Origin of the sequence: Borrelia coriaceae, from assembly GCF_023035295.1 — a bacterium.
Lineage (GTDB): Bacteria > Spirochaetota > Spirochaetia > Borreliales > Borreliaceae > Borrelia > Borrelia coriaceae.
Map to the genome: position 1 here is coordinate 320,797 of NZ_CP075076.1, position 26,295 is coordinate 347,091.

Sequence of the window (26,295 nt, forward strand, 5' to 3'; positions counted from 1 at the left end):
ATTGCCACTAACCACTCAAACAACTTCTAAGACATGACCATTATCCAATAATAAAGAAAACTTTAACATAAAGCTTGGTTTCCAAATACATTACTTTTTTATCAAAATATGCTCCTCTGCAAGACTTATACAATATTAGCAAGATAAGTAACCACAAATATGTGCATATTCTCTGACAATTCCTTTAAATACTTACCCAAGCTCACACATACAGATGTAACTTCATAAATTAGTTAAGCTTCTAAACCAATATTATTAGAGATTAAAATTTTACCTCATCTATGCCTGTTAATCTAATTTTCCGTTTAGAGAATGACACAAAATTCTACATCAACCATACTAAGTTTATGCAAAATACCAGTTATTGCAAATCAAAAACCCAAGGCAGTAAATTGTCTAATACCTGAAATATCAGATACCAATTTTTTTACGCTTTCAAACAAACCATTTAACTTCTGTCTTATACCCATTTTTTCAGTCTCAAAATTAAATGACAAATCAACAATGTCATGATAAGTTTTCCTCAATGTTATGACATCCCCAATCCTTGACCCATCTCTTTTCTTAAGACCATAAAGATCATATAATCGATTCTCTACAAACTCAATTTTCTTATCAGCACAAATAACACCACAAAGATACTTACTATAAGCCTGGATAATATCTTTAGGCTCATAGTAAGAACTTTTAAGACAACTTACAAGTTCAAAATAACTATTGTTTATCCTTAAAAGATACTCAGCATTACAAATTAACTCTTTTATATCACTTAAAATATAAGCACCAGCATTCAAGATTAAAATATCCCTTAATCTTAAGAGTGCATTACATAAAAATTCATACCAATTAAGCTCCCCTGGCCTAATCTTTAAAATTTCTTCCTCACCTATTGCAGGAAAAAAAAAGTCTATCTCATCAACTATCCTCTCACTCTCTTCCATACTATCCTTATGCAATTTTTCTTTTAAAAGAAAATCATCATAATCATTTAAATATTGAACATATGCTTCATAAGCCAACCTATATTTTTCAAATTGAACAATTAAACTAGCATAATTACACAAAATTGTCAGATTACTTGAAAGATTTTTCAAAACTAAATACCGCTGATTCCGAGAATGCATTTCAATTACTACATTAAAAATAGACTTTAATATAATACTAAAAAGTGATTTATTATTAATATAATGATTACTAAAAAGATTGTCTGAAAATGCAAATATAACTACCCTTTGTATAATAAACTCTGAAACTAACATACCCTTAGGAGATAGAGAATATCCAACCTCAGCATTTATCCTAAACTTAGCAAGTAAAACATAATCATGCTTTTTATCAATCATTATATTACTTTTAGCTCTGCCACCAAACAAATAATAAACTGATGACAATAATAAATTTTATACCCTCCAGATTCATCCGTAAATGCTATTAACCCATTACTTAGTTTAATAGACACATCTTTAATTAAAACAAAATTTTTTATAAAAAGTTCGACTAACATATAAAAACTTCAAAATAAGCCACATCCATATTCAAATGCCACATATTATAATAACTTATTTTTAAGTCTTCTAACAAAAGTATCTGTACAAAATGATGCAAAGCGCAAACTCTTATTATCAAGTTTTAGCTCAAAAATAATATCAACACCAAATTTACCAATATTAATGCCATCAACGAAAATTGATGCTGAATTTAATGAATACCCTTTCTGAAATGAAAGGGAAAGTTTGCTCCCAATTGAAAAAACAAAAGAACGATTATAAACAGAATGCGGAGAAATAGGGGTTAAGATAAAAGCCTGCAAATCCGATTCTAAAATAGATCCACCTGCTGAGAAAGAATATCCGGTGGAACCTGTAGGAGTTGCAAATATTATCCCATCACTCCTATATGAGAGAAAATCTTCCGAATTAACCTTAAGATTTACATAAATCAATTTATTAAGAATGCTAGAACGAATAATTACATCATTTAAAGCATACTTGGTAAACATATTATTTCCATTATCATAAGCACTAATACTAAGCAAATACTTTCTATGTATCACTAAAGAGTTATCAAAAAACTTATCTATTACTTCTTTAAAATCTTTGGGTTTTATATCTGCTAAAAAGCCTACTTTGCCCAAATTTATTGAAATAATTGGAATATCAATATCATTTTTCAAAAGCAAGCTACTAGCTAATAAAACCGTACCATCGCCACCCAAAGTTATTGCAAAAATCAAATTATCATCAGGCAATATCTCTGAGAATTTATCACCCCCCGCAAATAAACTTAAAACACCATATTTATATTCAAGATATTTTTGTACTTCACAAGCAAGAACCTCAGCATCTGAATTTGAGTAATTGACGTAAATTAAAACTTTACTCTTCATTATTTTCCTTATATGGAATTTTTTCAAATTCACTTTTGTCGAATATCCGTTCAATGTCAATTAAAATTAAATATTCACTATCAAAATTTTCTTCATTCTCAATCCTAACAACACCGGATATGTATTTTCTATCCAAAGTTTGCAAAGTCGCAGGAGGTTCTTGCACCTTTGATATATCAAAGCTAATTACCTTCAAAACTTTATCTACAAATATTCCTAAAAGCTTATCTTTTATATTTACTATTAAATAACCTGTTAAAAGCCTATCTTCTTCGGTTACATAAACAGAAGGGATTTTAAATCTAATATTTAAATTTATTAAGGGAATAACACTCCCTCTAAGATTATAAATACCTGTAATATAATCAGGAACATTAGGTATTGCATATATGCTTTCTAAAGGAACTTTAATTACCTCCCTAATATGCTCTATTGCAACACCATAACTCTCCTTACCTATTTTAAAACATGCAACTTGTAAGCAAGACTTTTTCTCAACAACTTTTTCTTTTAAAGACATATCCTAACACCCTTAAACAAATTAAACATTTGTATCCAATTTAATAAAATCCTTAGATAAAAAATAAATTTCAAAGGAATTTTTCCGAACAGCTTTAGGTCTAATTTTCTTTACAAGCTTGAAACAATTCTTAAGCTTACAAAAAAGCTGTTCTTCTTCGCCCCCTTGAAAAACTTTAAGCAATAAATTCCCGCCTCTTACCAAAATTTTAGAAGCCAATTCGACTATTTTCATATTCAAATCAAAAGAATTGCTTGTATCAACTAATCTATTACCAGTAGTCTTAGGTGCAGCATCACTTATAATCAAACTATAAGGGCCAAAAGCTTCAATTTTCTGACAAACCTCATTAATGTATATACTACCTTTAATAAAATAAAAATTACTAATAAAATCAAGGTTTATATCATTAAGGTCAACTGCAACAAGAACTCCATCTTTAAGCTTACCATAAGCATATTGCGAAAAACTGCCAGGAGCTGCCCCAATATCCAATACATTGCCAGAAGAAAACAAAGAAAATCTTTTATCAATTTCTATTAACTTATAAACAGACCTAGCAAGATATCCTTCTTTTTTAGCTTTTCGTGAATACTCATCAACAATATCATACATATCTATTCTCTTTAATACATTCAATCATTATACTTTTTATTATAATTATAATTATGCAAAATAAATCATTTTTAGATAAGATCGAAAAAAACATTAACAATATATTCTCAAAGGATCATTTTCTCAATCTATTTAAAGACAAGGAGTTAAAATTAAAACTTAATATACAAGAAAACGTAATCAAAACAATTAAAGCTCCAGCGATTGAAATAATAAATAGAGGAGGAAAAAGAATAAGACCAATGTTAATGATTTTATTAGCACATGCATTAGGATATAACAATAAAAATACTGAAAATTTATATAATCTAAGCATGCTACTTGAATTACCTCATTCTGGAAGTCTAATTATTGATGATATAGAAGATGGAGCTATTAAAAGACGAGGCAAAACTGCCATTCACCTAACTTACGGCCTAGATAATAGCATTAATACAGCAAATTTAATTTACTTTCTACCTGCAAAATTAATACAAACCTCAAACCTAAAATCAAGTCAAAAAATATTAATATATGAAAATTTTTTTACAACTCTCTCAAATCTTCATCTAGGGCAAGGAATTGATATCGCATTGCACAATGGAACATACATTCCAAACATTAACGAATACATATCTTTAGTTGAACTTAAAACAAGTTGCCTTTTCGGAATGATTGGATTTCTAGCTGGAATACTGACAAACAATGTAAATAAAGCAAAAAACCTTTATAACACATTTCTAAACCTTGGAACATGTTTTCAAATAATGGATGATATCAAAAACATTAAAGACGGAATTAATGGCAAAGAGTTTGGAGATGATTTAATTGAAGGGAAAAAAAGTCTACCCATAATATACTTCTTAAAAGAAAAATTATTTGATAAAAAAATCATTCAAGAATTAGACAAAATTAAAAATAAACCTATAGATGAATCAAAAGAAGCAATATTAAAATTTAGCCATATGATTAACTCATCAAGTGCCATCAAAGATTCTTCAACTCTTGCAACATCATACCTTAACAAATTTATAGAAGAATTAGATTCATACGCATTGATCAACGAGTATAAAGATATGATAATGAACATTATCAAGACAATAAAAGAGGAAAATTCATGAAAAGATATGCAATAATGCTATTTTGGCTAAATATCACTACTCCTATTTATGCAACAATTTCTACAAAAGATATCAATATAAATCAAATAGACAAACTTTATACAAAATCAATGCTATTAAAAGAGTTAAAAAAATATGATGAATCCAAAACATTATTAATGCAAATTATAAATCAAGATCCAAAACAAGTTGATGCATATTTACTAATCGCAGAATTAGAATACTTGATGAACAACTGGTTACAAGCAATAGAACAAGCAAAAACTTATCTACAGATAATTGATCTTAAAGATACAAAAAATTATCTTGACATCTCATGGGCATATTTTTTAATTGGAGAGTCAAAAAACTCAATGGACTATATAATGCAATTTATTCAAAATAATAAAGAACTACTAAATACCAACATATACATATTAATTGACACTATTGTAAAAAAAGGATTATATCATTTTATACAAGATGAAGATTTAATATTCAATATAATAATGAATACTATTTTCCAAATAGAAACATATGATGACATCATATTTACAATTTTTCTAAATAATTTAGCCATAATAAAACAAGCGCCCTTCTATGAATTTAACAAAATTAAAATTAAAGATTTAGAATTACAAATTAGAGCTTTAAAAAATATCAAAAATTCGATAAATAATATTGCTAAAACAACTTAGTTTTCCTAAAAAACGAAAGGAATACATTAATTAATATAGCCGCATAAAAGGGCAATGAAAGGGCAAAATAAGAATTTACATAATCCTGAAAATTAAAAAACTTATATTCAATAAATATCATCATGAATGCACTTGGTAAAATAAGCCAAGCATTTGTAAATGCAATATATAGTATACAAATAGCAAACCAACCATTATTTAACCCCAAATCATAAGAATAAACATCAAAATTTATAGCAAGAAATGAACCTGAAATACTTGCTGAAATTAAGGACACAAAAATAGCAAAAGATTTAAAATAATTACTAGTTTGTTCACCTAACATATTCTCACAATCATTCAAACGAATAAATTCAAAAACTACCCTAACTTTTGAATAATTCATTATATAAATACTGAAAGTCAAAAAAACGAAAAAAAATAAAACAAAAAAAATAATAGCAAGATTATTGGCAATATTTAAACTAAATCCTAGAATAAAATTGAAATTAGCCTTCATCAACACCCTAACTAAAAAATAACAAAACATGTTAATCCCTATACCCGTTATAAAAATGTTATAACCATTTTTTACAAGAAAAGATAAAAAAAATCCGAAGATCAGACTAATAAAAATTGTAATAATCACTGAAGCAACTATTCCATACCCCAAATAAATAAAAAGCGATGTCAGAAAAACAGATAAAAAAGAAATGCCCTCAACAGATATATTTAGAAGTCCTATTCTTTCGGTATAAAGAATTCCAAGAGCCAAATACGCAAATACTATGGAATGCAAAAAAATACCAAACATTTACCTTTTACCTGAATTAATTAAAAACAATGAAATAAAAATTGATACAGCCTGATATAAACCAATAAACTCAAATTTAAACGAATAATTGATTTTAAGATAATTATTAAATTCATTCAGCATCGCAAAAAATAAACTAAAACACAATACACATACATAATTAAATCCCGACACTACAGCAACAACAAACCCATTCCAACCAAGTCCAAAAGTCAATCCTAAAAACAAATAATTTTTAAAAAAAATTAAAAATATTGAACCCACAAGTCCATTTAAAAAAGCACTGGCAAAAACTGTACAAAACTTATACTTAAACTCATTAATACTAAAAAACTTGCTCAAAGGTTTCCTATCACTCAATATCTCAAGTTTTAATCCTACAATAGTTCTCTTATGCATAAATACATAACATCCCCAAACTAAAATACTAAATAAAATCAAATATGGCAAAGCAGCATCAAGATAGAATATCTTATCAATACTTCTTGTCTGATTTAAAAGTCCATTTGAGCCCAAAAGCTTTGATATAAATCCATCAACTAATCTCTGATTTCCATAAGACATTAAAAGACCTGTAAGCATTCCATTTACACCACAAAAGAATGTTAACAAAAAAGGAATAATGCCTATAATACCAACTAAAAATGAACTTAAAATAAGTATTAATACAAAATTAAAGTACGTAAGCCCAAAAAATTCACACAATACATATGATAAAAATGCCCCGAAATAAACTTGACCCTCATCACCAAGAGTCAAGCTATTACTTCTAGCACAAGTTGAAATTCCTGTTGCAACTAATAAGAGCAACATAAAATTCCACAACATTACTTTCATATAAGAAAAACAAAAAAAACCATTAAAAAAATAACCAATAATTAAAATACTCAGTGAAAATATTAACAAAATATATTCTTTTTTAAATGCTCTCATATAAACAACATTTCCTTTAAAATAGTCTTGTCAATACATTCCCTGCTCTCTCTCAATACAATCTCACCAGCCTTGATTGCTAAAACATCATCAGATAAAAGAAATAGTTCATCCAAATTAGGAGTAATCAAAAGTACAGGCTTCTCATTAGAAAAATTACGAATAAAATTAGATGTCTCTCTATATGCCCTATAGTCTAAATTACTAAGAGGCGAAAAACAAATTAAAAAACTCTTTGTAATATATTTTTCTCTACAAAGAGCAAGTTTTTTTAAAGTGCCACATGAAAACTCCAAAGGCTTAGAATAAAAAGTCTTTAGTATTTTGCTATCACAATATCCCATACCGTTTTTTAAAAATCTCTTAAGTTTATTAATAGTAGACTGCTTAATCAACACTTCATTTTCAAAACTCATTATTTTGGATAAAAAATTATCCAATATAGTCATATTATCAGCAAATAAATTACCAATTCCCAAAGGCAAAAAACCCGCCTTTATCTCATAAAAATTAATATGTTCATATCTATACCCATTAATTTTTATGCATCCCACAAATGAAATTTCACCTAAAAATAATTTTTCCCATGTTTTTATTACAGCCTCTTCTGCAATAATTCCTAAAACCCCTCTTTTTTTTAACGAAAAACTAATATCATATTTCCAGAAATCCTCAAAAAACAAACTAAATTTTATAAAATCTTCGTTTGGCCCACCACGCCTAACACTTGTAGTAATAAAATTACCGGCAGTAATTTCAAGCTTGCTAAGTATTAGTTCTTTATTTATTGTTTTAAAACATTTTCCATCTTTTAAAATAATAAATTCGTCACTAAACTTTATAGCATCTCCAATCTCCCTATGCGTAATAAAAAGAGAAGTAATACCTGCCTTTTTAAGGCCTTGAAGCAATTTAATAAATTCTCTAGCCTCTTTTTGAGAAAAATAAGCAATACTTTCATCAAAAATAATGATCTTCGCATTTGGTTTAAGGGAAGAGATAATAAGCAAAAAATATATCTCTTTAATATTCAAATCTTGTATCTTGGTTTCTAGATCAAAAGCAATATTATAAAATTGCCTAAGCCATTTATAGTATCTATAGGTCTTAGATTTACTCATTGGCATAAAAAATCGAGAATCAAACCAATAAATACTAAGATATTCCCAAGCCTTCAAGTTCATAGAAAACTTTGGAACCTGAGAGACAATATAAATGCCATTACTCTTTGCTACATCCACATTCCAATTTTTCTGTCTAATATTGTTTACAAATACATCACCACTATCAAAATGCATAAACCCAGATATAATTTTTGATAAAGTACTCTTGCCTTCCCCATTCCTCCCAACTATAGTCAAAACTTTAGCTTCTTCAATTCTTAAATTGACACTATCTAGAATAGGTTCCTCAATATCTGGGAAAGATTTTACTACATTTCTAAACTCTACCATAAATCATTCTAAATTGATTTTGATCTCAGTATTATTAATCTCTCTTATCTTTTCTTCAAGCCTTTTTTTAAGATTCAAATCAGTCTTCTCTACATAAAACTTATTTAATAAATTAAATGAAACTCCCCCATCTCTAAAACCAAGAATCTTATAAGTGCCATATTTAATCTCTCCTTTAAGAGCCTTATCTAAGACTTTTTCTAAATAAAACCTTTGATTTGTAATACCTGAACCAATAATATTCTCCTTATTATCTAAATAATCTTCACCATCAAAAAGAACAGCAAAAACACCATGTTCACGAACCGATGAAAGAACTCCTTCAATCGCTATACCCACAATTGGAAGAATTACAGAAACCCCTGAATCTAAAATTAAAGAGTCAGATAAAACTTTTCCCCTATTGCTATCATGCCAATTTCCTAAAGTTCTAAAGAACACTTCTGAATCTATCACCTCACTAATCCCACTCTTAAAATAAGGAAAAATATAATTATTCATAACAGGATATTCTTGTCCAGCAATCAAGGCAACATTCTTATTGGAAAAATCAGAACTTTTTAAAAATAAACCCACATAATATCCCAAAATATAAGCTTCTTCTGCAACATTATAAGAGAGCGAATATACTTGGGGATTAGTATTTTTAACCAAAGAATCAAAAAGCAAAAATTTAGTATAAGGATAATTTGGAGAAATTTTATCAATAATTCCTTGCATTACGTTATTTGTCGTTATCAAAAAATCATAATTTTTAGAATTTAATAACTTTTCAAGTAATTCTATCCATTCATGTCGATTAAAACCAGCTTCAAATAATTTAACCTCAATATCAATCCTATTCTTTCTAAATTCAATTAAAAAGTCATACATTGCTTTATAAGAAGGAGAACCACTAATGATACCAGGAATAAACAATGCAATTTTCTTACTATATGAAGACTTATATTCTCTAACTTTAAAAAAAGTAATATAAACAAATAGAAATAAACAAACTAATGAAATGAAAATACAAAAAATTCTTAAAAAAAGATCTCTACTCACAGAAACAAAACACCTTTTTCTTATGAAATGAAATCAATATTACTAAAAAAATAAAATGATATAAAATTAAAAACCTAAAATTCACAACACACCAATTTTTTTCAAAAAAGTTTATTTGTAAAGAAGATATCATAAAAGCATACATCACGTCCAATTCTATCATTCAATCCTGCTTAATTTGACCCTAAACAACTAGCTTTGAGACAATATCATAAAAAGTTTACCAACAAAAACCCAATACAAGCAATAATCCAAATAAAAATTAAAATTACTAATTTTCAAGAGATGAATATTAAACATTTGAAATACTTATCAAAATTCTCTGGGCTTTAATAAATAAAATTCATTAACACTTAAATTACTAGGAATATCACCATTAGTACGAACTAAATACATTTTTAAAGAATGAATTGTTTTGAAAAACTTATTTGTTAAAGACAATCGATTCTTTTCATAATTTTCGAAAAATTTTAAAACAGCTCCATGAATGCTCATTTTATCAAACACAACAGAAGAATGCTTAACAATATCTTCTATAAAAAAGAACACATTGGCTAAATAAATAAAATTATTAAAAAGAATACCTATACGACCTCTTAAATAATTGATATCATTCATCATGTCAATCCTATTTCCTAAGGTATAATTTTTATCCTCTAAACTCCACTTTGAATATATGGTATTAAATTTAGGATCTCTTACCAGAGAATCATATACAAAATCAAACCTAAAGCTATCTTCAATATATTTTGCAAATATATAAGTTAAACGACTATTACTTAGAGAAATAAAATTTTTACGAGACATCTCTTTTAAATTTTGAATTATATTTTGCGATCCAAAATCACTGGTTTTATATAAAAAAGAATTATCATCCCAAAGTAACATACTAGTTCCTGCTGAAATCCAATATTCTTCCTTATTATAATGTTTAATAACGCCTTCAAAAACACTAACAAAATAATTATTAAAATATTCACAATTTACATAAAATTTTGTAGGAGAATCAGTTATAAAAAAATAATTATTTAAATTTACAGAAAACGAAGAACCTTGCACAACCTCATAGATAATCACATCTAAACTCCCCTTAAATAAATATATTTTTGCATCCTGAACATCTTTAAGAGAAGAATAACAAATAAGACTATACGTATTAGAATACAAGATTAAATCTGATGAAACACCATTTATTCCATATAAACCTATTTTAATTTTAGAATTATCTCCCACTTCAATAAAATCATATTCAAAAATTTCATCACCCAAAACTAATTTGACAGGAACAGCATTTCTTATAATACTCACCTGCCCTTCAATTTCTTTAATAGATGCTACTTGAGAAAATAACGACACTTGCAAGAATAAAAATAAAAGGATCATAATATATGATTTCAAAATCAAATTCTCCTCTTTTCTACAATTTTATAAGCTTAATTATATCTTTTTTAAAAATATTTACTAACTTTAACAAAAATGAAAAATACGTTATAATTTAAAAAAATTTAAAGCTTAATAAAGTTACAATTTATTATGATCAATTTTATGTCAAAAGGATGTACTTATTATGAAAAAAAACAAATTAGCATTTTTAATAATATTGATACTAGCTCTTTCACTAATTTCATGTGAAACCATGCCAGAAGAAGGCACATGTGGAAATGCCAATATTTCAAAGGCATATTAAAAATAAGAGTTAGAACATTGATACAATAAAAATAGAACATAACATATGCAGTAAAAAATTGTATAATGTCGTATTGTGTAATAATATACTAATGAGAGGCTTTATGCAAAGATAAAAAAATTGATGTCTAAAAAACAAAGTTCTTGATTTGTATAATCAATATCACATAAGAAGGATGTATTTATGATAAAAAAAAGCAAGTTACTATTTTCAATACTATTTGTATTTGCTCTTCTCCTAATTTCATGTAAAACCCCTCCAGAAGATAAAAAAAATTCAGACTCCAAAATTTCAACTACAAATGCTGAAGATATAAAAAGAAACATTGACAACATAAAAAATGATGTAATAAAAGAAAGGGGCAATCTTTTTTATTCCAAGGAATTTAATGAAGCTGAAAATCTTGAAAAAGAGATGCACAAACAATTTGAACAGGATATGATTCAAAAAGGCAACGAAATTGCCCTAAAAGCATTAGAAAGGTATAGAAATATTGCAAAAGATACAATAGAAAAAAAAGAAAAAATAAAATACTTGAAAGAAAACATTGAAAAATATTTAAATGATGCTGAAGCTAATGAAGCATACATATGGATTCCATTAGAAATCGATGAGGTAAATAACTTATATTTCGAAGCAACAAGAAAATACAAGATGTACGATATCGAAAGTGCCCTTGGAATGTACAGTAAAGCATTTAACAAGGCACAACAAACTGCTAAAAAGGCAAAAGAAGCAAGGGCTTTTAAGGAAACGGAAGAGAGAATGTATAAACAACTAAAAGCACTGGAAGCTGCTTCTAATCTCCCTATTTACAGCGACAATAAACTTATTAAACCATCCCCATGGAATGGAAGAGCACTAATTAAAGATAAAGATGAACGTATAAATCTCCTAGACTCACAAGGTGAAACTTATTTACTTGGACAAATAGATGCACTAATACTGGCTTATGAAGAAGAATCTAAGGAAATGAAAGAATCAGATTCATCAGATTCAAATAAATTCAAAACACTCCAACTCATTGAGAAAGCCAGACAACTATGGGAACAAGGAGTTGAAGCTAAAGAGCTTAATAACCTTAGACTCGCAAATGAACTATTCTTAGATTCTGCAAGATATCTAAAAGCCTACCAAAGTCATGCCAGCAAGGAACTATATATAATTAAAATTGGAAACACCTTATGGGGCATTTCTAAGAAATTGTACAACGACCCCTATCTATGGCCAAAAATTTGGTTTGCAAACAGACAAAAAATACAAAATCCAGACTTAATACATGAAAATTGGAAAATAATAATCCCTTCTAAATAAGACAAAAAAGAAAATAAGCATAAGCTTGTTTTCTTTTTCTATATTTAATAAAATTAATCTAAATAAATCTGTCTTACAAAAGAAGAGAACCAAAAATGAAAAAATTAATATTATTAACAAATAGCCTACTTATCTCATGCTACACAGCAGCCCACTTGGACAAACAACTTACAAAAGAAACTCCTCACAGCATTTACTTAAGGGAAGCTCAAAAAGCAACAAGTATAAATGATTATAAATCTGCTCTAAAAGTATATGAAAAAATGATTGAAAATTACAAAGAAAATGAAAGCATCGTTGCCACAGGCAAGTATGAAATCGCATTCATATACTATGTGATAAATAAAAAAGACAAAGCAAAAAATCTTTTTGAAGAATTAATACAATCTAATATACAAACACCCAAATGGATCATCCCCTTATCTAAAAAGATAATAAATAAAATACAAAATCAACAAAAAAAACCATAATACACAATTAATGCAAACCACTATTTAATTAATATTCCATAAATTGTAATATCTTTTTCCTTGGCCGCTCTAATAACCTCCTCATAAACTATAGGTCCTCTAGGATATTCATGAGGGGGGGCATTACCCAACACAAGAATAAATCTATTATCTGCTTTCCAATCAAACTGAGTAACAGCAGCATTAACTCCCTCAAATACTGCTTCAGGATAATCTCCACCACCACCCACACTAATACCCTCAAGCACATTACTTAAATATTCCTTACTATTAAAATCAAAAGATCTTGTTAAAAAATCCTCAAGATAATCCTTATAAAATACAAAACCCACTCTATAAGATCTAAACCGACTTAGTTGAGGTTCTACCATATCAAAAAGGTGTTCTCTTAAAATTTCAATATGATTTTTCATACTATCAGTAACATCAATAACAAAAACAAGATCTAAATCAGAAAACGAATCCTCTAATTTCCCTAAAACATCTTTTATTTTATCAACAATATCAAGACCCTTTTGTGCAACTACAACATCATCAGCAAACCTAAAAAATTCTTTTTTCAAATCATCATTCTCAATTGCACTTTCTCGTTGAATGTCTCCAAAGAATAACTCATAAGCATTATCCTTATATCGCCCTAAATAATCATTATATTTTCTCTCAAAAGTTCTAATTGAAAACCAAAAAGGATCTTTCCTTTTCTTTAGAACTTCTAAATCAATATCACCGCTTCTTGTTGAAAAATTAGGAAAACCATATCTCAATTTCTTAGGTATTAAGATATGAAAAGCCTCTCCAAATTTTCTATTTTGAATAGGTGTAGAAGATGTTAATGATAAGAGCTGTCTATTTTGAATGACTCTACCATTTAAAATTCTAATCTCATCCCCATTAATCCTATTATACTCTAATGTTCTAAATGAATAAGTAGAAATATCTTTACTCTTATCTGGTATTTCAAAAGATTCAGTTAAAATAACTGATTTAATATTTGGCTTTTTCCTAATAAAAAGATGAAAGCCATCATCATGAGCTTCAACATACACATCATCAATATTAATACTTAAGTGCTCATCTGTTGAAGGAAACAAATTAAATACAATGAATAAGGAAATAATAAAGTAAGCTTTTTTCATATAAACCCTTAAACGTCAATTAGGCAACCTTATATGCCTCAAATTAACAAAATACTAAAAATTTAAAGATTATCGGCCAAATTATCATAAAACAAAATCTTAGAACTAATAAAATTATTCTTAAAAATGCTTCTAAGATTTAAACTAGCAAGATCTTTTTTAACACTCTTTACCATATCATCATCACGATTTAAAAGATCAAATATTCTAGAAGATTCAGTCAAATTTGCAATCCCAGAGTCAAAAAGATCATGATCTCTAACAATACTAGCGCCAACCTTATCGCCAAGAGATGATCTTATCTCAACAACACCGAGATTATTGTAAATCTCAATTTCTTTTATCAATAAATCTCTATGATGCTCATTCCCCTTAGGTTTAAAATTTAAAATGCTAGACTTTTCTGATTCTAAATTTTGCAATATCCTTAAGTAATAACTCCTAGCAGCCTCAAAATCACCCATTTTATAAAGAACAGATGCAATTGAGTTTAAAACTTTATTGCAATTTGCAAAACCAGACATGTTTTGTACTCTGAATAAACAAGTCAATGCGTCTTTATAATTATTCTCCTTATAATTAAGCAATGCTAATTTATAATGGATATCTGGTGAATTAACTCCCTCATCTATTGCCATTTTATAAGAAGATATAGCTGATTTAAAACCATTTAAAGTTCTAAGAATATCCCCTTGCTTTTCATAAATTAATGCAAGCTCCTTAGAGACTTTAACAAGGCCATTTTTTTTAAAAAAATCATAATCATTTAAAGCCAGATTAACAATATTACTTGCCTTAAGCGCATCATTTCCTCTCTCATAAATGTCTGACAAAATTCTATAAGCAATAATCTTGTCAGCAAAATTGTCAACTAAATCTTCTTCTCTAAAACTACTTAAAGCTGTCAATAAATATCCTTCTGATTTTTTAAGGTCACCCATATAATAAAAATATCTACCACTCTCAAAGAGAGCCTTATTGTAACCAGGATTTTTAAATAAAACTCTTCTAAGAATATATTCAATTTCTGAGTTAAGGTTAATATCATTTAAAACATTAGAAACATTTTTCCCATCACCGGCCTTAAAACTAGAAAATTCTTTATTAAGCAAATTCATTTGAGAACTAAAATATTTCAAATTCCTAGATAGAATATTTACTCTCTTATTATAGATTGTAAACTCAACATATTTATCTATCAATTTTTTAGCATATTTAGTATAAACTACTTCATCAATATCTAATCCCTCATTTAACTTAATAAAAGAATTTACATCTTCAGCTTCTCTCTCAGCACCAGCCTCAATATAAGCATTAAAAAGCTTAAACAAAACTTCATTCTTACTTCCATACTTAGAAAGCAAAATAGTGTAATTATTAATGCTATCTCTATAATACAAAGGATCCGTTTGCGCCCACTGAAAATAATTATCGCCCTTAGCCATTAATCCTTCATAATCATAAATATCATAAGATATAACCTCATCTAAAATCGCATTTGCATCAGCATACTCACCAAGCATCGTCTTCATAGAAGCATAAGCTAAATACCCATCCCTATCAAAATTTTTGCGTTTTCTTTTAGAAGCATCCACAGAAAATGGAGCAATAGTTAATAACTCTTCATATTTTTCCTCAGCACTATCAAAATCTCTTACATCTTCAAAAGCCTTAGCATAAATTAGAAACCACTTTTTGTTAGGTCTCATATAATACGCATCCCTAAAAATAGCTTTAGCAAGCTCTCTCTTATTTTCATATATGTAAGAGAGACCCTCTTTATATTTTCTATCAGATGCAATATAAAAAAACATAACATCAACTAAAAAATAAAAAGAAAAAAAGGTCACAATAATAAAAAAGGACGCTATTTTGAATATTGGAATTAAAGCTTTAGAAAGTCTATAGCTAAATTTCTTTTCAAGCTTGCTAAATTCCTCTGCTTTATAATACATAACAGGCAATTTGACAGAACGTCCAACAATATCTCCGACAAATTTAGCAATAAACTTAAGACCTTTATTATTTTGCTCAACAAGTTCAATTAATGCTTCAATCTTATACCTAGAGACATTATCTAGCATTAAAGCCTCAGCAATAGCAATCCTTAAATTTCTAGGATAGGAATCCAAATGTTTAAAAAACAAAGGATAATTAATTTTAAAATTATAGTTACTTGAGGATTTTTTTGTATCATCTTCTAAAAATTTCAAATCATCTGCAAGATCAGACCAATTGTTCTCTTCACCAGAACTAAAATTATCAGAACCCTCATTCAAAACAGATTCGTCGTGATCAGACATACCCAACTGCTCACCTGCTTCATCTGATCCATCAGGAATATTACTTGATCCATTCAGACTACCAATCATATTTTCAAGATCAAACTCATCATTACTATTATTTGAAGATTCATGACTCAAATTATTAGCATTAACTTCATTATCAAAAGACTCATCCGAGTCTAATAAACCTGAAGACAAATCATTCTTTACATCTAAATCTAAACTAATAGCATCATCTAAACTAATAGAATTATCATCAAGAACCTTTGCAAGGTTTGCTTCAAAATTAGAATCTGAAACATCAAAATCATTATTTAATGTATTAAACTCAGGATCAATATCTATTTTAGAATCCTTCAAAATTGCAATATCGTTTTCATTAGAAACGCCTTTCTCTTTTTCTTCATTATCAAGCTCACCAAGAATAGCATCTAAATCAAGCTCATCATCAGAATCTCCTTCTGAATCAAAAACTTCTTCCTTATTTTCCCAAGGAACAATAAGCTCGCCATCTTTTGGAGGCTCAATATCCATTTTAATGCCAGAAAGTTCTTTACTAGCCCTCTCATCGGCAATATTATCTAGCATTTCTTTTTTAAACTTATTTATTTTCTCTATATCAGGCATATTAAAATCAGAACCCTAAATTAAGTCATTATATATCTTAGCCCCATCTTTATGAAGCCCCTCGAAACGTTTCTCTAAATCATCAGCAATTTTAGCACCTAAAATTTCTTTTGTAGGTTCTAAACCTTCACGATTTAACTGCTCTAAAATTGAATTTTTATATTCAATTACATCTAATATTTCAGTTGCATTATACACAAGAATGTCTTCTTTAAAAACATCACAAGACATATCCTCATCTGAGGAAATTTCAAGAATATTTCCATTAATACCAACCATTATAAAATAATCAAAAAGCTTAAAATAATTTGCCATTTCTGAAATTATTTTTTTAGTCTCAGGTCTATTCTTCCTATATCGTGTAGCTGTTGGAAAAATAAGAATTATATATCCACTATTTTTTTTATCTGCAATACATCTCATAGAATTAGCATTAAAAATCCGTCTCTCCCTAACAGTCTCATGATCAACGCCAATAAATGCATGTGGAGGATAAATAAATATTACGCTATAACCCAAAGAAAGGCTTTTAATCAACAAATTATCTTTAAAAAGTTTAACACCAGCTATAGGAATAATATGTTCTGAAACTTCCTTACAATCCATCTTATTAAGCAAAAACTGAAAACAAGGAAAATCAAAATTACTATAATGTTCCATTAATATAATTGAAGACTTACCAGATTTACACTTTTCATAAAGACTTACAATATTCTGAATACCAACAATGGTAGAATTAGTCTTAAGAAGTCTTTTAATCATTGTATCAACCAAGCTTCTACTAACAGAATCTGCTTCATGATAAGAATTATTTAAAAAATTTATCTTTTCAATGTCTTTAAACCTACTAAATAATTCATTCTCAATACCTTTAAAATATTTGTTAAAACTCTCATTAAATATAAACATCAAACTTCATCCTTTAAAGTTCTTGAAAAAGAATATACTAGAAAATCAAAAATACTGCATTGAATATACGCACACGTAAACATTTTGTATAATTATACTTTATTTATTTAGCAAATTAAAGTAAAATCCATTCAAGTATGTTAACAAGAATAATTCAAAAGAAAAATAAAAAATATTTATAAGGAGAATAAATCAGTTATGAAATACAAGACAATAATTTTTTTATCTTTTTTGATCATATGGCTAACTTCCTGTTCCGGAGATGAACAAAAAGATAAGATTACATTTAGAGTAACAAACGAAGCTGAGCCTGACTCAATTGACCCTCAACTTGCTACTTCTATCCAATCACTTAATGTAATTATAAACACATTTTCGGGGTTAACAACAAGAAATACACAGACTGGGGGATATAAACCAGGACTAGCCCAATCTTGGGACATATCCGATAATGGACTTGTATACACATTTCACTTAAGAGAAGGGATAATTTGGAGTGATGGGGTTCCTATTACTGCTGAAGGAATTCGAAGGTCTTACCTTAGAGTTTTAAATAAAGAAACTGGCTCACAATATGTTGATATTGTAAAATCAACAATAAAAAATGCAAAAGATTATTTCGAGGGTAAAATACCAGAATCTGAACTTGGTATTAAAACCATAGATGATTCAACACTAGAGATAACTTTAGTTGCTCCAAAACCTTATTTCCTTGATATGCTAGCACACCAAACATTTATACCAGTACCAGTGCATGCGATTGAACAATATGGAAAAGCCTGGACAAATCCTGAAAATATAGTAGTAAGTGGCGCATACAAATTAAAGACAAGAATCCCAAATGAAAAAATAGTGCTTGAAAAAAATGATAAATATTATAATGCATCAAATGTCGAAATAGATGAAGTGATATTTTATCATGTACAAGGAAACACCGCTTATAACATGTACATAAACGATGAGGTTGATTTTTTAACTAAAGTAGCATCAGAATACTTAGATGAAGCTAGAATACGAAATGATTACTATTCTCATCCTATAAATAGAGTACTCTATATGGCATTTAACACCACAATTAAGCCACTTGATAATGTAAAAGTTAGAGAAGCTTTAACTTTGGCTATTGACAGAGAAGCACTAAATAAGATTCATCTAAAAGGTCAATCAAAACCAACAAGAAACTTAACTCCACAATTTGATCATTATTCTTACGGAAAACAATTAAAATTATTTGACCCACAAAGAGCACAACAACTACTAGCTGAAGCTGGTTATCCTAATGGCGCAGGCTTTCCCACTCTTAAATATAAAACCTCACAACGTAATGGAATGGCAATAACCGCAGAGTTCTTACAAGAACAACTAAAAAAAATACTAAACATTAATATTGAGATTGAAATCTAAGAATGGAATACTTTCTTAAGTAGCCGATCCACAGGTAATTATCAAATGTCATTCATGGGATGGACAGGAGATTATCCAGATCCACTAACATTCCTTGAAAGTCTATTTACAACAGAAAATCAAGGATTTGGAGCATATGGGTATTCAAATAAAAAATATGACAATCTAATAGAACAATCTAATTTTATAAAAGACCCAATACAAAGACAAGAGATCTTAAGACAAGCTGAAGCAATAATTGTAGAAGAAGACTTTCCCGTAGCTCCTCTCTCAATACTAAAATCATACTATCTATTCAGGCATGACAAATGGACTGGCTGGACTCCTAATGTTTCAGAAGCTTATCTTTATGAAGACATAAAATATAAAAGAGAAAACGTTAATCATAAAATGTGAAAACCATCTAAAGTTAATAAACTAACACTTCAATACTCATAAAAGAAAAACCACTTCTCTACAAACTATAGAAGTGGTTTTTATCTCCTAACCGTCAATTTTAAAATTACCAAAAATTTTTGCACCTTTATCTATCTTCTAAAAGTTCATCATTCCCAACTTAAAATTGTTACCTCAAACATCATGCAATTATTTAGAATTTAAACAAAATAAATGCCTGCTTTAACTATTCAACAACAGACTAACATCCATATGCCTCTATTATTCCTTTATACTTACAAATAATTTATGGTACAATTAACATCTTCACTAAATGAATTAAAAGGTTCAACAAAAAAATTTTACAGAAAAAATCCTTGAAAACTTTTAGCTATTTTAGTTGAATCAGAACTAATTTTAAGAAAATAGGAGTTAAAAGAATGAAAATACAAAAACATATGTTCATGATATTGCTTTTCATAACCATATTATCCTGTGGTAAGGACGATAGCAAAGAAAATTCATCATTCAAAATTAACATAGAAGGAGAACCTAAATCAATAGATCCTCAGCTAACTGAAGATAAAATAGGTGCAACTATAACCTCACAAATGTTTAGTGGCATAGTAATCGGAGATTCACAAACTGGTGGGTATAAACCAGGGCTAGCTCAATCTTGGGACATATCTGATGATGGCACTGTATATACATTCTATTTACGAAAAGATCTTGTTTGGAGTGACGGGGTTCCTATTACTGCTGAGAGTATTAAAAAATCTTATCTTAGAATATTAAACAAAGAAACAGCGTCAAATTATGTGGGTATGCTCAAGTCAACAATAAAAAACGCAGAAGATTACTTTGAGGGCAAAATTTCGGAATCTGAGCTTGGTATTAAAGCTATAGACGAATTAACACTAGAAATATCTATTATTAACCCCAAACCTTATTTTCTTGACATGCTGGTACACCAATCTTTCATTCCAGTACCAATTCATACCATTGAAAAATATGGAAAAGATTGGACAAAGCCTGAAAATATGGTAGTAAGTGGTGCATATAAACTAAAGGAAAGAACACCCAACGAAAAAATAGCACTTATAAAAAACGACAAATACTTTAATGCTCAAGACGTTGAATTACAAGAAATTATATTCTATACAATAAATGATATATCAACTGCTTATAGAATGTATGAAAATAATGAAATTGATGCACTCTTAACCATTCCAGCTGACTTAATGAAAGAAATAAAACTAAGAAACGATTACTACTCATCCCCTATCAATGGTATTTACTACTTCTCATTTAACACACAAATCAAACCTATTGATAATGTAAAGATTAGAGAAGCTTTAACTCTGGCTATTGATAGAGAAGCATTAACAACAAAAGTTTTGGCTAACGGGGCTATTCCTACAAGAAATATTAGTCCAAACTTTCATAATTATTCTTACGGAAAACAATTAAAATTGTTTGACCCACAAAAAGCAAAACAACTAATGGCTGAAGCTGGTTATCCTGATGGTGCAAATTTTCCTCAGTTAAAAATTAAATATAATACAAATGAAAGTCATAAAAAAATTGCTGAATTTATTCAAAATCAATGGGCAAATATCTTAAACATCAAAGTCGAACTTGAAAATGAAGAATGGACATCATTTATAGAAACTAAGCACAAAGGAGATTATGAAATTGCAAGATCCGGGTGGCTAGGTGATTACTCAGATCCATTAACATTCTTAAGTCTATTCCAAAAAGAATTTTCACAATTTGCCTCATATAAGTACTTCAATGAAAAATATGAAAATCTAATAAACCAATCCGATCTCGAACAAGATCCAATTAAAAGACAAGAAATTTTAAGGCAAGCCGAGGCAATAATTGTAGAGAAAGATTTCCCCGTAGCTCCAATATACATACATGCAGGAAATTATCTATTTAGAAATGATAAATGGACTGGTTGGAAACCCAACATTGCAGAAAGATTTAATTTCTTTGAACTTAAAAGAATCGAATAACTAAACAACAGGCATCTATTCAAAATATCTCAATGGATGTCTGTTCATTAACAATGCACCTAAAATTACATAATTTTTACATAACATATTATAAACACAACGGAATTGAAAAAATACTTAATAGTATTTACATGATAATTTAGATAAAATTAATTTTTTTAATCTCATCTTGATATGAAAACAACATTGCTTATTTTGATTATTAAACCACAATAACATCTCTTATGGCGCAAAAATTACAAAAACTTTGACTACTGATATAAAAATATTAACAACAAAAGTAAAAAAAATGATTTAAGCGTATAAATACAAATCATAAAACCATTAAATTTACTCAAAATATCAGTATAAAGAACAAACTAAAAACTAATCTTATCTGTTCAAATAAAAAATTGATTTGATTTGACAAATATTTGCAATGTAAGTAATTAATACTTATTATATAAATATTAATTTACAAAGCAATTAGAATAAATTCAAGATTTTTTGAATAATATTCAACCTCATGTGTTAGAATAATTAATTATATAACGCAAACATCTTTCTGTTATAACAAGGAGGAGCAGTTATGCTAAAGTTTACCATCCAAAAGTTACTCGAAACAATACCAACTTTGATAGTAATAACTTTTTTGTGTTTTTTAATAATGAGACTTGCTCCTGGAAATCCATTTGATTCTGAAAAGCCCATTGACCCTAAAATCAAAGAAAAACTAATGCAAAGATACCATCTTGACAAACCTTTTTACATGCAAGCTTACTATTATATCACAAACCTTTTAAAAGGGGACTTTGGACCATCATTGGCAAAGAAAGATTTAAATGTAAGTCAATACATAAAATTAGGATTTCCTAAATCATTTACAATTGGAATAATAAGCCTAATAATATCTCTCACATTTGGAATTTTACTAGGATCATTAGCGGCAATTAAAAAAAATACCCGCACCGACTACATAATAAGATTAATAGTAATATTTGGAATTTCCGTACCAACATTTGTAGTTGGTCCTATTTTACAATATTTTTTGTCTGTAAAGTTAAGATTATTTTATACTTCTGGATGGATTTCAGAACGCGGAGGTCTTACAAATTTAGTTATGCCAATACTAACAATGAGTTTGCCATGGATAGCTATTTTTACACGCATTATCAGAGGTTCTATGTTAGAAATATTAAAAAGCGATTTCGTAAGAACAGCAAAAGCTAAAGGACTAAGCTTCAATGTAATAATAAGAAAACATGTGTTAGTAGGCTCTATGCTTCCTCTAATAAGTTACATAGGTCCTGCATTTGCCGGTATAATTTCTGGTAGTATGGTTATTGAACAAATATTCAGAATTGCTGGAATGGGCACGTTCACAATAGAATCATCTCTAAACAGAGACTATCCATTACTCATGGGTTTATTATTAGTATATTCAACAATATTACTTATCTCAATCTTAGCATCTGATATTGCTTATAAAAGGCTTGATCCAAGAACATAGGAGAACAAAATGAGCAAATATGAAAAACAAGAAGATACCTGTGTCAATACCCAAACAGCAAATAAAAGAGCCTGGTTAAGATTTAAGGAAAATAAACTTGCATTTATTAGTATATTTATTATTGGTTTTTACATACTAATTGCAATACTCCAACCAATATTACCAATATACAAATACTATGCTCAAGTAGTAGAACATGCTGATTTGCCCCCATCTCTTCAGTATGCAGGAGAGCTCTGGTATGAAAAGGAATATAATTTTATAAAAAGATTGGCAGCAAAAGAAAAACGTACAATAAATGAAGAAGAAATAAAAAAACTAGAAGAGATAAAAAGAAAAATAGAAACAGAAGTCCAAACAATTGATGGACAAGAAATCAAAATACACAAAAGAATATATCTACTAGGAACAGACAGTCTTGGAAGAGACTTGCTTGCAAGAATAATACAAGGAAGCCAAATATCAATATCTGTAGGCTTTATTGGCGCATTTATATCTATGATTATAGGTACAATCATAGGGGCAACAGCAGGATTCTTTGGTGGTATTATCGATAGGATAATCACTAAAATAACAGAAATCCTTTATGCTTTACCCACTTTACTCGTCATAATAACCTTAATGACTGTTATGGAAAGAAATGTCATAGGATTATTTATTGCAATTAGCATGATTTCATGGCTAACAATTTCTAGGATTGTAAGAGGACAAGTAAAATCACTTGCAAAATCTGAGTTTATACAGGCAGCCAGAACACTAGGAGCAACAAATACAAGAATGATATTCAAACATTTAATTCCTAATAGTTTTGGAATGATAATAATCATAACAACAATGAATGTTCCATCATTCATTATGCTTGAATCATTTTTATCATTTTTGGGTCTTGGAATATCAGCACCAATGACCAGCTGGGGAGAATTAATCAAAAATGGAATCCCTACTTTTATTGAATACCCATGGAAAATTTTTATCCCAGCTACAATCATGACAATATTCCTACTATTTATGAACTTTCTAGGCGATGGATTAAGAGATGCATTTGATCCAAAAGACAACCTTTAGGAGGGTTTAGGTGCAAGAAGACTATATACTGAATATAAAAGATTTAGCAATTGAGTTTAAATTAAAGCATACAACAATATATCCTGTAAACAACATAAACTTAAAAATGAAAAAAGGAGAAATTAGGGCTATTGTTGGGGAATCCGGTAGTGGAAAATCCGTAACAAGTATGGCTATACTAAAACTACTACCCGAAGCCACAACAGTATACAAGAGTGGAGAGATACTATTTGAAGGACAAGACTTACTAAAAATTAATGAAAAAGACCTTCAAAGTATCAGAGGCAATAAAATAGCAATGATATTCCAAGATCCAATGACTTCTCTAAACCCATACTTAAGAATATCTACACAAATTGAAGAAACAATAATACTACATCAAAAATTAGATAAAAAGACAGCAAAACAGAAAGCAATAGAAATGTTAAAAATAGTCGGAGTTATAAATGCAGAAGAGAGAATAGAACATTACCCACACCAATTCTCAGGAGGAATGAGACAAAGAGTTATGATTGCAATGGCCCTAAGTTGTCACCCATCATTATTAATTGCAGATGAACCTACTACAGCTCTTGATGTTACAATTCAAAGACAAATACTATTACTTATTAAAAGCTTATCTAAAAAATTCAATACCTCCACAATATTAATAACACACGATTTAGGAATAGTTGCAGAAATATGCGATACAGTCTCGGTCATGTATCAAGGCAAATTCGTAGAAGAAGGCACAGTACAAGAAATATTCAAAAATCCTAAACACCCATACACAATTGGACTTCTAAAATCAATACTTACTCTTGATAAGGATCCAAATGAAAAACTCTATTCAATTAAAGACAATGCTATTGAAACTACTGAAAATAAAATTGAGGGGTTTTAAATGAAAAATGAAAAAGACATAATTTTAAAAGTAGAAAATTTAGTACAAACTTTCACAATTGGAGAAGACTTCCTATTCTGGAAAAACAAACGCAAAGTAAATGCTGTTAATGGAATCAGCTTTGAAGTTGAACGCAACAAAACATTAGGACTCGTTGGGGAGTCTGGATGCGGGAAATCAACGACCTTAAGAACAATAATGCAACTCTACAAACCAACATCTGGTAGCATATATTTCAATGGCAAAGACATTACTAAACTATCAAGAAAAGAACTATTAAAGACAAAAAAAGATATGCAAATGGTATTCCAAGATCCACATACATCCCTCAACCCAAGAATGACAATAAAAGAAATAATTTCAGAACCATTAGTGATATACAACGAAAACAAGATTTTTCCAAGAACAAAAGAAGAAATAGAAAAACGAGTAAATGAATTAATGGATATTACTGGACTTGAAAAAAGCATGTTATCTAGATATCCACATGAATTTTCAGGAGGACAAAGACAAAGAATAGGTATAGCAAGAGCACTAGCTCTAAATCCAAAACTATTACTATTAGACGAAGCTGTATCTGCACTAGATGTATCAATAAGAGCACAAATTTTAAATTTGCTCAAAGATCTACAAAAAGAATTGAATTTATCTTACTTATTTATCTCACACGACTTAGCAGTAGTAAAATACATGAGCGATAAAATTGCAGTAATGTATATGGGAGCCATTCTAGAAATTGCACCTAGAGAAATTCTATTTTCAAACCCTAAACATCCATATACAAAAACATTAATAGCATCTATCCCTGAAATTGATCCTGAAAAAATAAAAAACAAGACTATCAAACTTGATGAACCATCTCTAACGAATATACAAAACACATCTTTAATAACAAAAATTGCACCCCTTGAAGAAGTAGAAAAGGATCATTTTGTATCTAAATACCTTTTTGATGAGATGAATAGTTTGCTAAATAAATAATTACACCGAAGACAAGTGCAAATTAAATTTTGATATTCGAGTATTATAAAAACATATAAGTTATTTAATTAAACTTAGCTTAAATTTTAATATTTCTTATAGATCACTTGTATTAAGTATTCTTAAT

21 protein-coding genes and 1 pseudogene are annotated in these 26,295 nt (G+C 28.6%); 10 read left to right on the forward strand and 12 right to left on the reverse strand.

All coding sequences use genetic code 11. The features are described from left to right. Window positions 1-371: 371 nt before the first annotated feature. From bcCo53_RS01555 to bcCo53_RS01570, 4 genes are all read right to left on the reverse strand, one after another. Entirely contained in the window at window positions 372-1,391 is a 1,020-nt protein-coding gene (locus bcCo53_RS01555) for a DNA repair protein RecN (RefSeq protein WP_071193240.1), read from the reverse strand. 158 nt (window positions 1,392-1,549) lie between these two features. After that, complete coding sequence (locus bcCo53_RS01560; protein ID WP_025407967.1) at window positions 1,550-2,386, reverse strand: NAD(+)/NADH kinase; 837 nt, start codon at window positions 2,384-2,386, stop codon at window positions 1,550-1,552. Next, window positions 2,376-2,906 (reverse strand): chemotaxis protein CheW, encoded by a 531-nt coding sequence (locus bcCo53_RS01565; RefSeq protein ID WP_025407968.1) that lies wholly within the window; start codon window positions 2,904-2,906, stop codon window positions 2,376-2,378. Before bcCo53_RS01565 ends, bcCo53_RS01560 begins: the two co-directional genes overlap by 11 nt. A 21-nt stretch (window positions 2,907-2,927) precedes the next feature. After that, window positions 2,928-3,521, reverse strand: coding sequence for an SAM-dependent methyltransferase (locus bcCo53_RS01570; protein WP_025407969.1), 594 nt, complete (start codon window positions 3,519-3,521; stop codon window positions 2,928-2,930). Between the two features lie 53 nt (window positions 3,522-3,574). On the opposite strand from bcCo53_RS01570, the gene bcCo53_RS01575 reads away from it, so the two are divergent. After that, the gene (locus tag bcCo53_RS01575; RefSeq protein WP_025407970.1) at window positions 3,575-4,621 is read left to right on the forward strand and encodes a polyprenyl synthetase family protein; all 1,047 of its coding nucleotides are present in this window, start codon (window positions 3,575-3,577) and stop codon (window positions 4,619-4,621) included. Further along, window positions 4,618-5,298, forward strand: a complete 681-nt coding sequence (locus tag bcCo53_RS01580; RefSeq protein WP_028328359.1) for a tetratricopeptide repeat protein — start codon at window positions 4,618-4,620, stop codon at window positions 5,296-5,298. The genes bcCo53_RS01575 and bcCo53_RS01580 overlap by 4 nt, the downstream gene beginning before the upstream one ends. Here bcCo53_RS01580 and bcCo53_RS01585 read toward each other — a convergent pair. The 5 genes from bcCo53_RS01585 to bcCo53_RS01605 all read right to left on the reverse strand — a co-directional run bounded on the left by bcCo53_RS01585 (window position 5,285) and on the right by bcCo53_RS01605 (window position 10,905). Then, entirely contained in the window at window positions 5,285-6,091 is an 807-nt protein-coding gene (locus tag bcCo53_RS01585) for a membrane protein (protein ID WP_025407971.1), read from the reverse strand. The genes bcCo53_RS01580 and bcCo53_RS01585 overlap by 14 nt on opposite strands. Next, window positions 6,092-7,024 (reverse strand): ABC transporter permease, encoded by a 933-nt coding sequence (locus bcCo53_RS01590; protein ID WP_028328358.1) that lies wholly within the window; start codon window positions 7,022-7,024, stop codon window positions 6,092-6,094. Then, a complete protein-coding gene (locus tag bcCo53_RS01595) occupies window positions 7,021-8,478 on the reverse strand; it encodes an ATP-binding cassette domain-containing protein (protein ID WP_025407972.1) in 1,458 nt (485 codons plus the stop codon). The genes bcCo53_RS01590 and bcCo53_RS01595 overlap by 4 nt, the downstream gene beginning before the upstream one ends. A 3-nt stretch (window positions 8,479-8,481) precedes the next feature. After that, entirely contained in the window at window positions 8,482-9,522 is a 1,041-nt protein-coding gene (locus bcCo53_RS01600) for a BMP family ABC transporter substrate-binding protein (RefSeq protein WP_025407973.1), read from the reverse strand. Window positions 9,523-9,834: 312 nt separating this feature from the next. Further along, window positions 9,835-10,905 (reverse strand): hypothetical protein, encoded by a 1,071-nt coding sequence (locus tag bcCo53_RS01605; RefSeq protein ID WP_028328357.1) that lies wholly within the window; start codon window positions 10,903-10,905, stop codon window positions 9,835-9,837. A 487-nt stretch (window positions 10,906-11,392) separates the two neighbouring features. On the opposite strand from bcCo53_RS01605, the gene bcCo53_RS01610 reads away from it, so the two are divergent. Both bcCo53_RS01610 and bcCo53_RS01615 read left to right on the forward strand, forming a co-directional pair. Next, window positions 11,393-12,523 carry a LysM peptidoglycan-binding domain-containing protein gene (locus bcCo53_RS01610; protein ID WP_025407975.1) on the forward strand — a complete coding sequence of 377 codons (1,131 nt, stop codon included), beginning with the start codon at window positions 11,393-11,395 and terminating at the stop codon, window positions 12,521-12,523. Window positions 12,524-12,618: 95 nt separating this feature from the next. Next, complete coding sequence (locus bcCo53_RS01615; protein WP_025407976.1) at window positions 12,619-12,993, forward strand: tetratricopeptide repeat protein; 375 nt, start codon at window positions 12,619-12,621, stop codon at window positions 12,991-12,993. A 20-nt stretch (window positions 12,994-13,013) separates the two neighbouring features. Here the strand turns inward: bcCo53_RS01615 and bcCo53_RS01620 are convergent, their stop codons facing one another. The 3 genes from bcCo53_RS01620 to bcCo53_RS01630 form a co-directional block, all read right to left on the reverse strand. Continuing rightward, window positions 13,014-14,129, reverse strand: a complete 1,116-nt coding sequence (locus tag bcCo53_RS01620; RefSeq protein WP_025407977.1) for a VWA domain-containing protein — start codon at window positions 14,127-14,129, stop codon at window positions 13,014-13,016. Between the two features lie 62 nt (window positions 14,130-14,191). After that, window positions 14,192-17,041, reverse strand: coding sequence for a periplasmic flagellar collar protein FlcA (flcA, locus tag bcCo53_RS01625; protein WP_025407978.1), 2,850 nt, complete (start codon window positions 17,039-17,041; stop codon window positions 14,192-14,194). 15 nt (window positions 17,042-17,056) lie between these two features. Beyond that, entirely contained in the window at window positions 17,057-17,950 is an 894-nt protein-coding gene (locus bcCo53_RS01630; RefSeq protein ID WP_025407979.1) for a 1-acyl-sn-glycerol-3-phosphate acyltransferase, read from the reverse strand. A gap of 198 nt (window positions 17,951-18,148) precedes the next feature. Between bcCo53_RS01630 and bcCo53_RS01635 the strand changes: the two are divergent. The 6 genes and pseudogenes from bcCo53_RS01635 to bcCo53_RS01660 all read left to right on the forward strand — a co-directional run bounded on the left by bcCo53_RS01635 (window position 18,149) and on the right by bcCo53_RS01660 (window position 26,168). Continuing rightward, a pseudogene (locus bcCo53_RS01635) lies at window positions 18,149-19,750 on the forward strand (peptide ABC transporter substrate-binding protein). A gap of 419 nt (window positions 19,751-20,169) precedes the next feature. After that, window positions 20,170-21,750, forward strand: a complete 1,581-nt coding sequence (locus bcCo53_RS01640) for a peptide ABC transporter substrate-binding protein (protein ID WP_025407980.1) — start codon at window positions 20,170-20,172, stop codon at window positions 21,748-21,750. Window positions 21,751-22,318: 568 nt separating this feature from the next. Beyond that, window positions 22,319-23,239, forward strand: coding sequence for an ABC transporter permease (locus bcCo53_RS01645; protein ID WP_025407981.1), 921 nt, complete (start codon window positions 22,319-22,321; stop codon window positions 23,237-23,239). A gap of 9 nt (window positions 23,240-23,248) precedes the next feature. Next, entirely contained in the window at window positions 23,249-24,304 is a 1,056-nt protein-coding gene (locus bcCo53_RS01650) for an ABC transporter permease (protein ID WP_025407982.1), read from the forward strand. A gap of 10 nt (window positions 24,305-24,314) precedes the next feature. After that, window positions 24,315-25,187, forward strand: coding sequence for an ABC transporter ATP-binding protein (locus bcCo53_RS01655; protein ID WP_025407983.1), 873 nt, complete (start codon window positions 24,315-24,317; stop codon window positions 25,185-25,187). Further along, entirely contained in the window at window positions 25,188-26,168 is a 981-nt protein-coding gene (locus bcCo53_RS01660) for an ABC transporter ATP-binding protein (RefSeq protein WP_025407984.1), read from the forward strand. The last annotated feature ends 127 nt before the right edge of the window (window positions 26,169-26,295 follow it).

Coding starts and splice junctions, on each gene's coding strand:
- bcCo53_RS01570 (WP_025407969.1), bottom strand. CDS start 3,521: ATGTATGATATTGTTGATGAGTATTCACGAAAAGCTAAAAAAGAAGGA.
- flcA (WP_025407978.1), bottom strand. CDS start 17,041: ATGCCTGATATAGAGAAAATAAATAAGTTTAAAAAAGAAATGCTAGAT.
- bcCo53_RS01615 (WP_025407976.1), top strand. CDS start 12,619: ATGAAAAAATTAATATTATTAACAAATAGCCTACTTATCTCATGCTAC.
- bcCo53_RS01610 (WP_025407975.1), top strand. CDS start 11,393: ATGATAAAAAAAAGCAAGTTACTATTTTCAATACTATTTGTATTTGCT.
- bcCo53_RS01580 (WP_028328359.1), top strand. CDS start 4,618: ATGAAAAGATATGCAATAATGCTATTTTGGCTAAATATCACTACTCCT.
- bcCo53_RS01650 (WP_025407982.1), top strand. CDS start 23,249: ATGAGCAAATATGAAAAACAAGAAGATACCTGTGTCAATACCCAAACA.
- bcCo53_RS01660 (WP_025407984.1), top strand. CDS start 25,188: ATGAAAAATGAAAAAGACATAATTTTAAAAGTAGAAAATTTAGTACAA.
- bcCo53_RS01595 (WP_025407972.1), bottom strand. CDS start 8,478: ATGGTAGAGTTTAGAAATGTAGTAAAATCTTTCCCAGATATTGAGGAA.
- bcCo53_RS01630 (WP_025407979.1), bottom strand. CDS start 17,950: ATGTTTATATTTAATGAGAGTTTTAACAAATATTTTAAAGGTATTGAG.
- bcCo53_RS01575 (WP_025407970.1), top strand. CDS start 3,575: ATGCAAAATAAATCATTTTTAGATAAGATCGAAAAAAACATTAACAAT.
- bcCo53_RS01590 (WP_028328358.1), bottom strand. CDS start 7,024: ATGAGAGCATTTAAAAAAGAATATATTTTGTTAATATTTTCACTGAGT.
- bcCo53_RS01640 (WP_025407980.1), top strand. CDS start 20,170: ATGAAAATACAAAAACATATGTTCATGATATTGCTTTTCATAACCATA.
- bcCo53_RS01565 (WP_025407968.1), bottom strand. CDS start 2,906: ATGTCTTTAAAAGAAAAAGTTGTTGAGAAAAAGTCTTGCTTACAAGTT.
- bcCo53_RS01560 (WP_025407967.1), bottom strand. CDS start 2,386: ATGAAGAGTAAAGTTTTAATTTACGTCAATTACTCAAATTCAGATGCT.
- bcCo53_RS01585 (WP_025407971.1), bottom strand. CDS start 6,091: ATGTTTGGTATTTTTTTGCATTCCATAGTATTTGCGTATTTGGCTCTT.
- bcCo53_RS01620 (WP_025407977.1), bottom strand. CDS start 14,129: ATGAAAAAAGCTTACTTTATTATTTCCTTATTCATTGTATTTAATTTG.
- bcCo53_RS01645 (WP_025407981.1), top strand. CDS start 22,319: ATGCTAAAGTTTACCATCCAAAAGTTACTCGAAACAATACCAACTTTG.
- bcCo53_RS01605 (WP_028328357.1), bottom strand. CDS start 10,905: ATGATCCTTTTATTTTTATTCTTGCAAGTGTCGTTATTTTCTCAAGTA.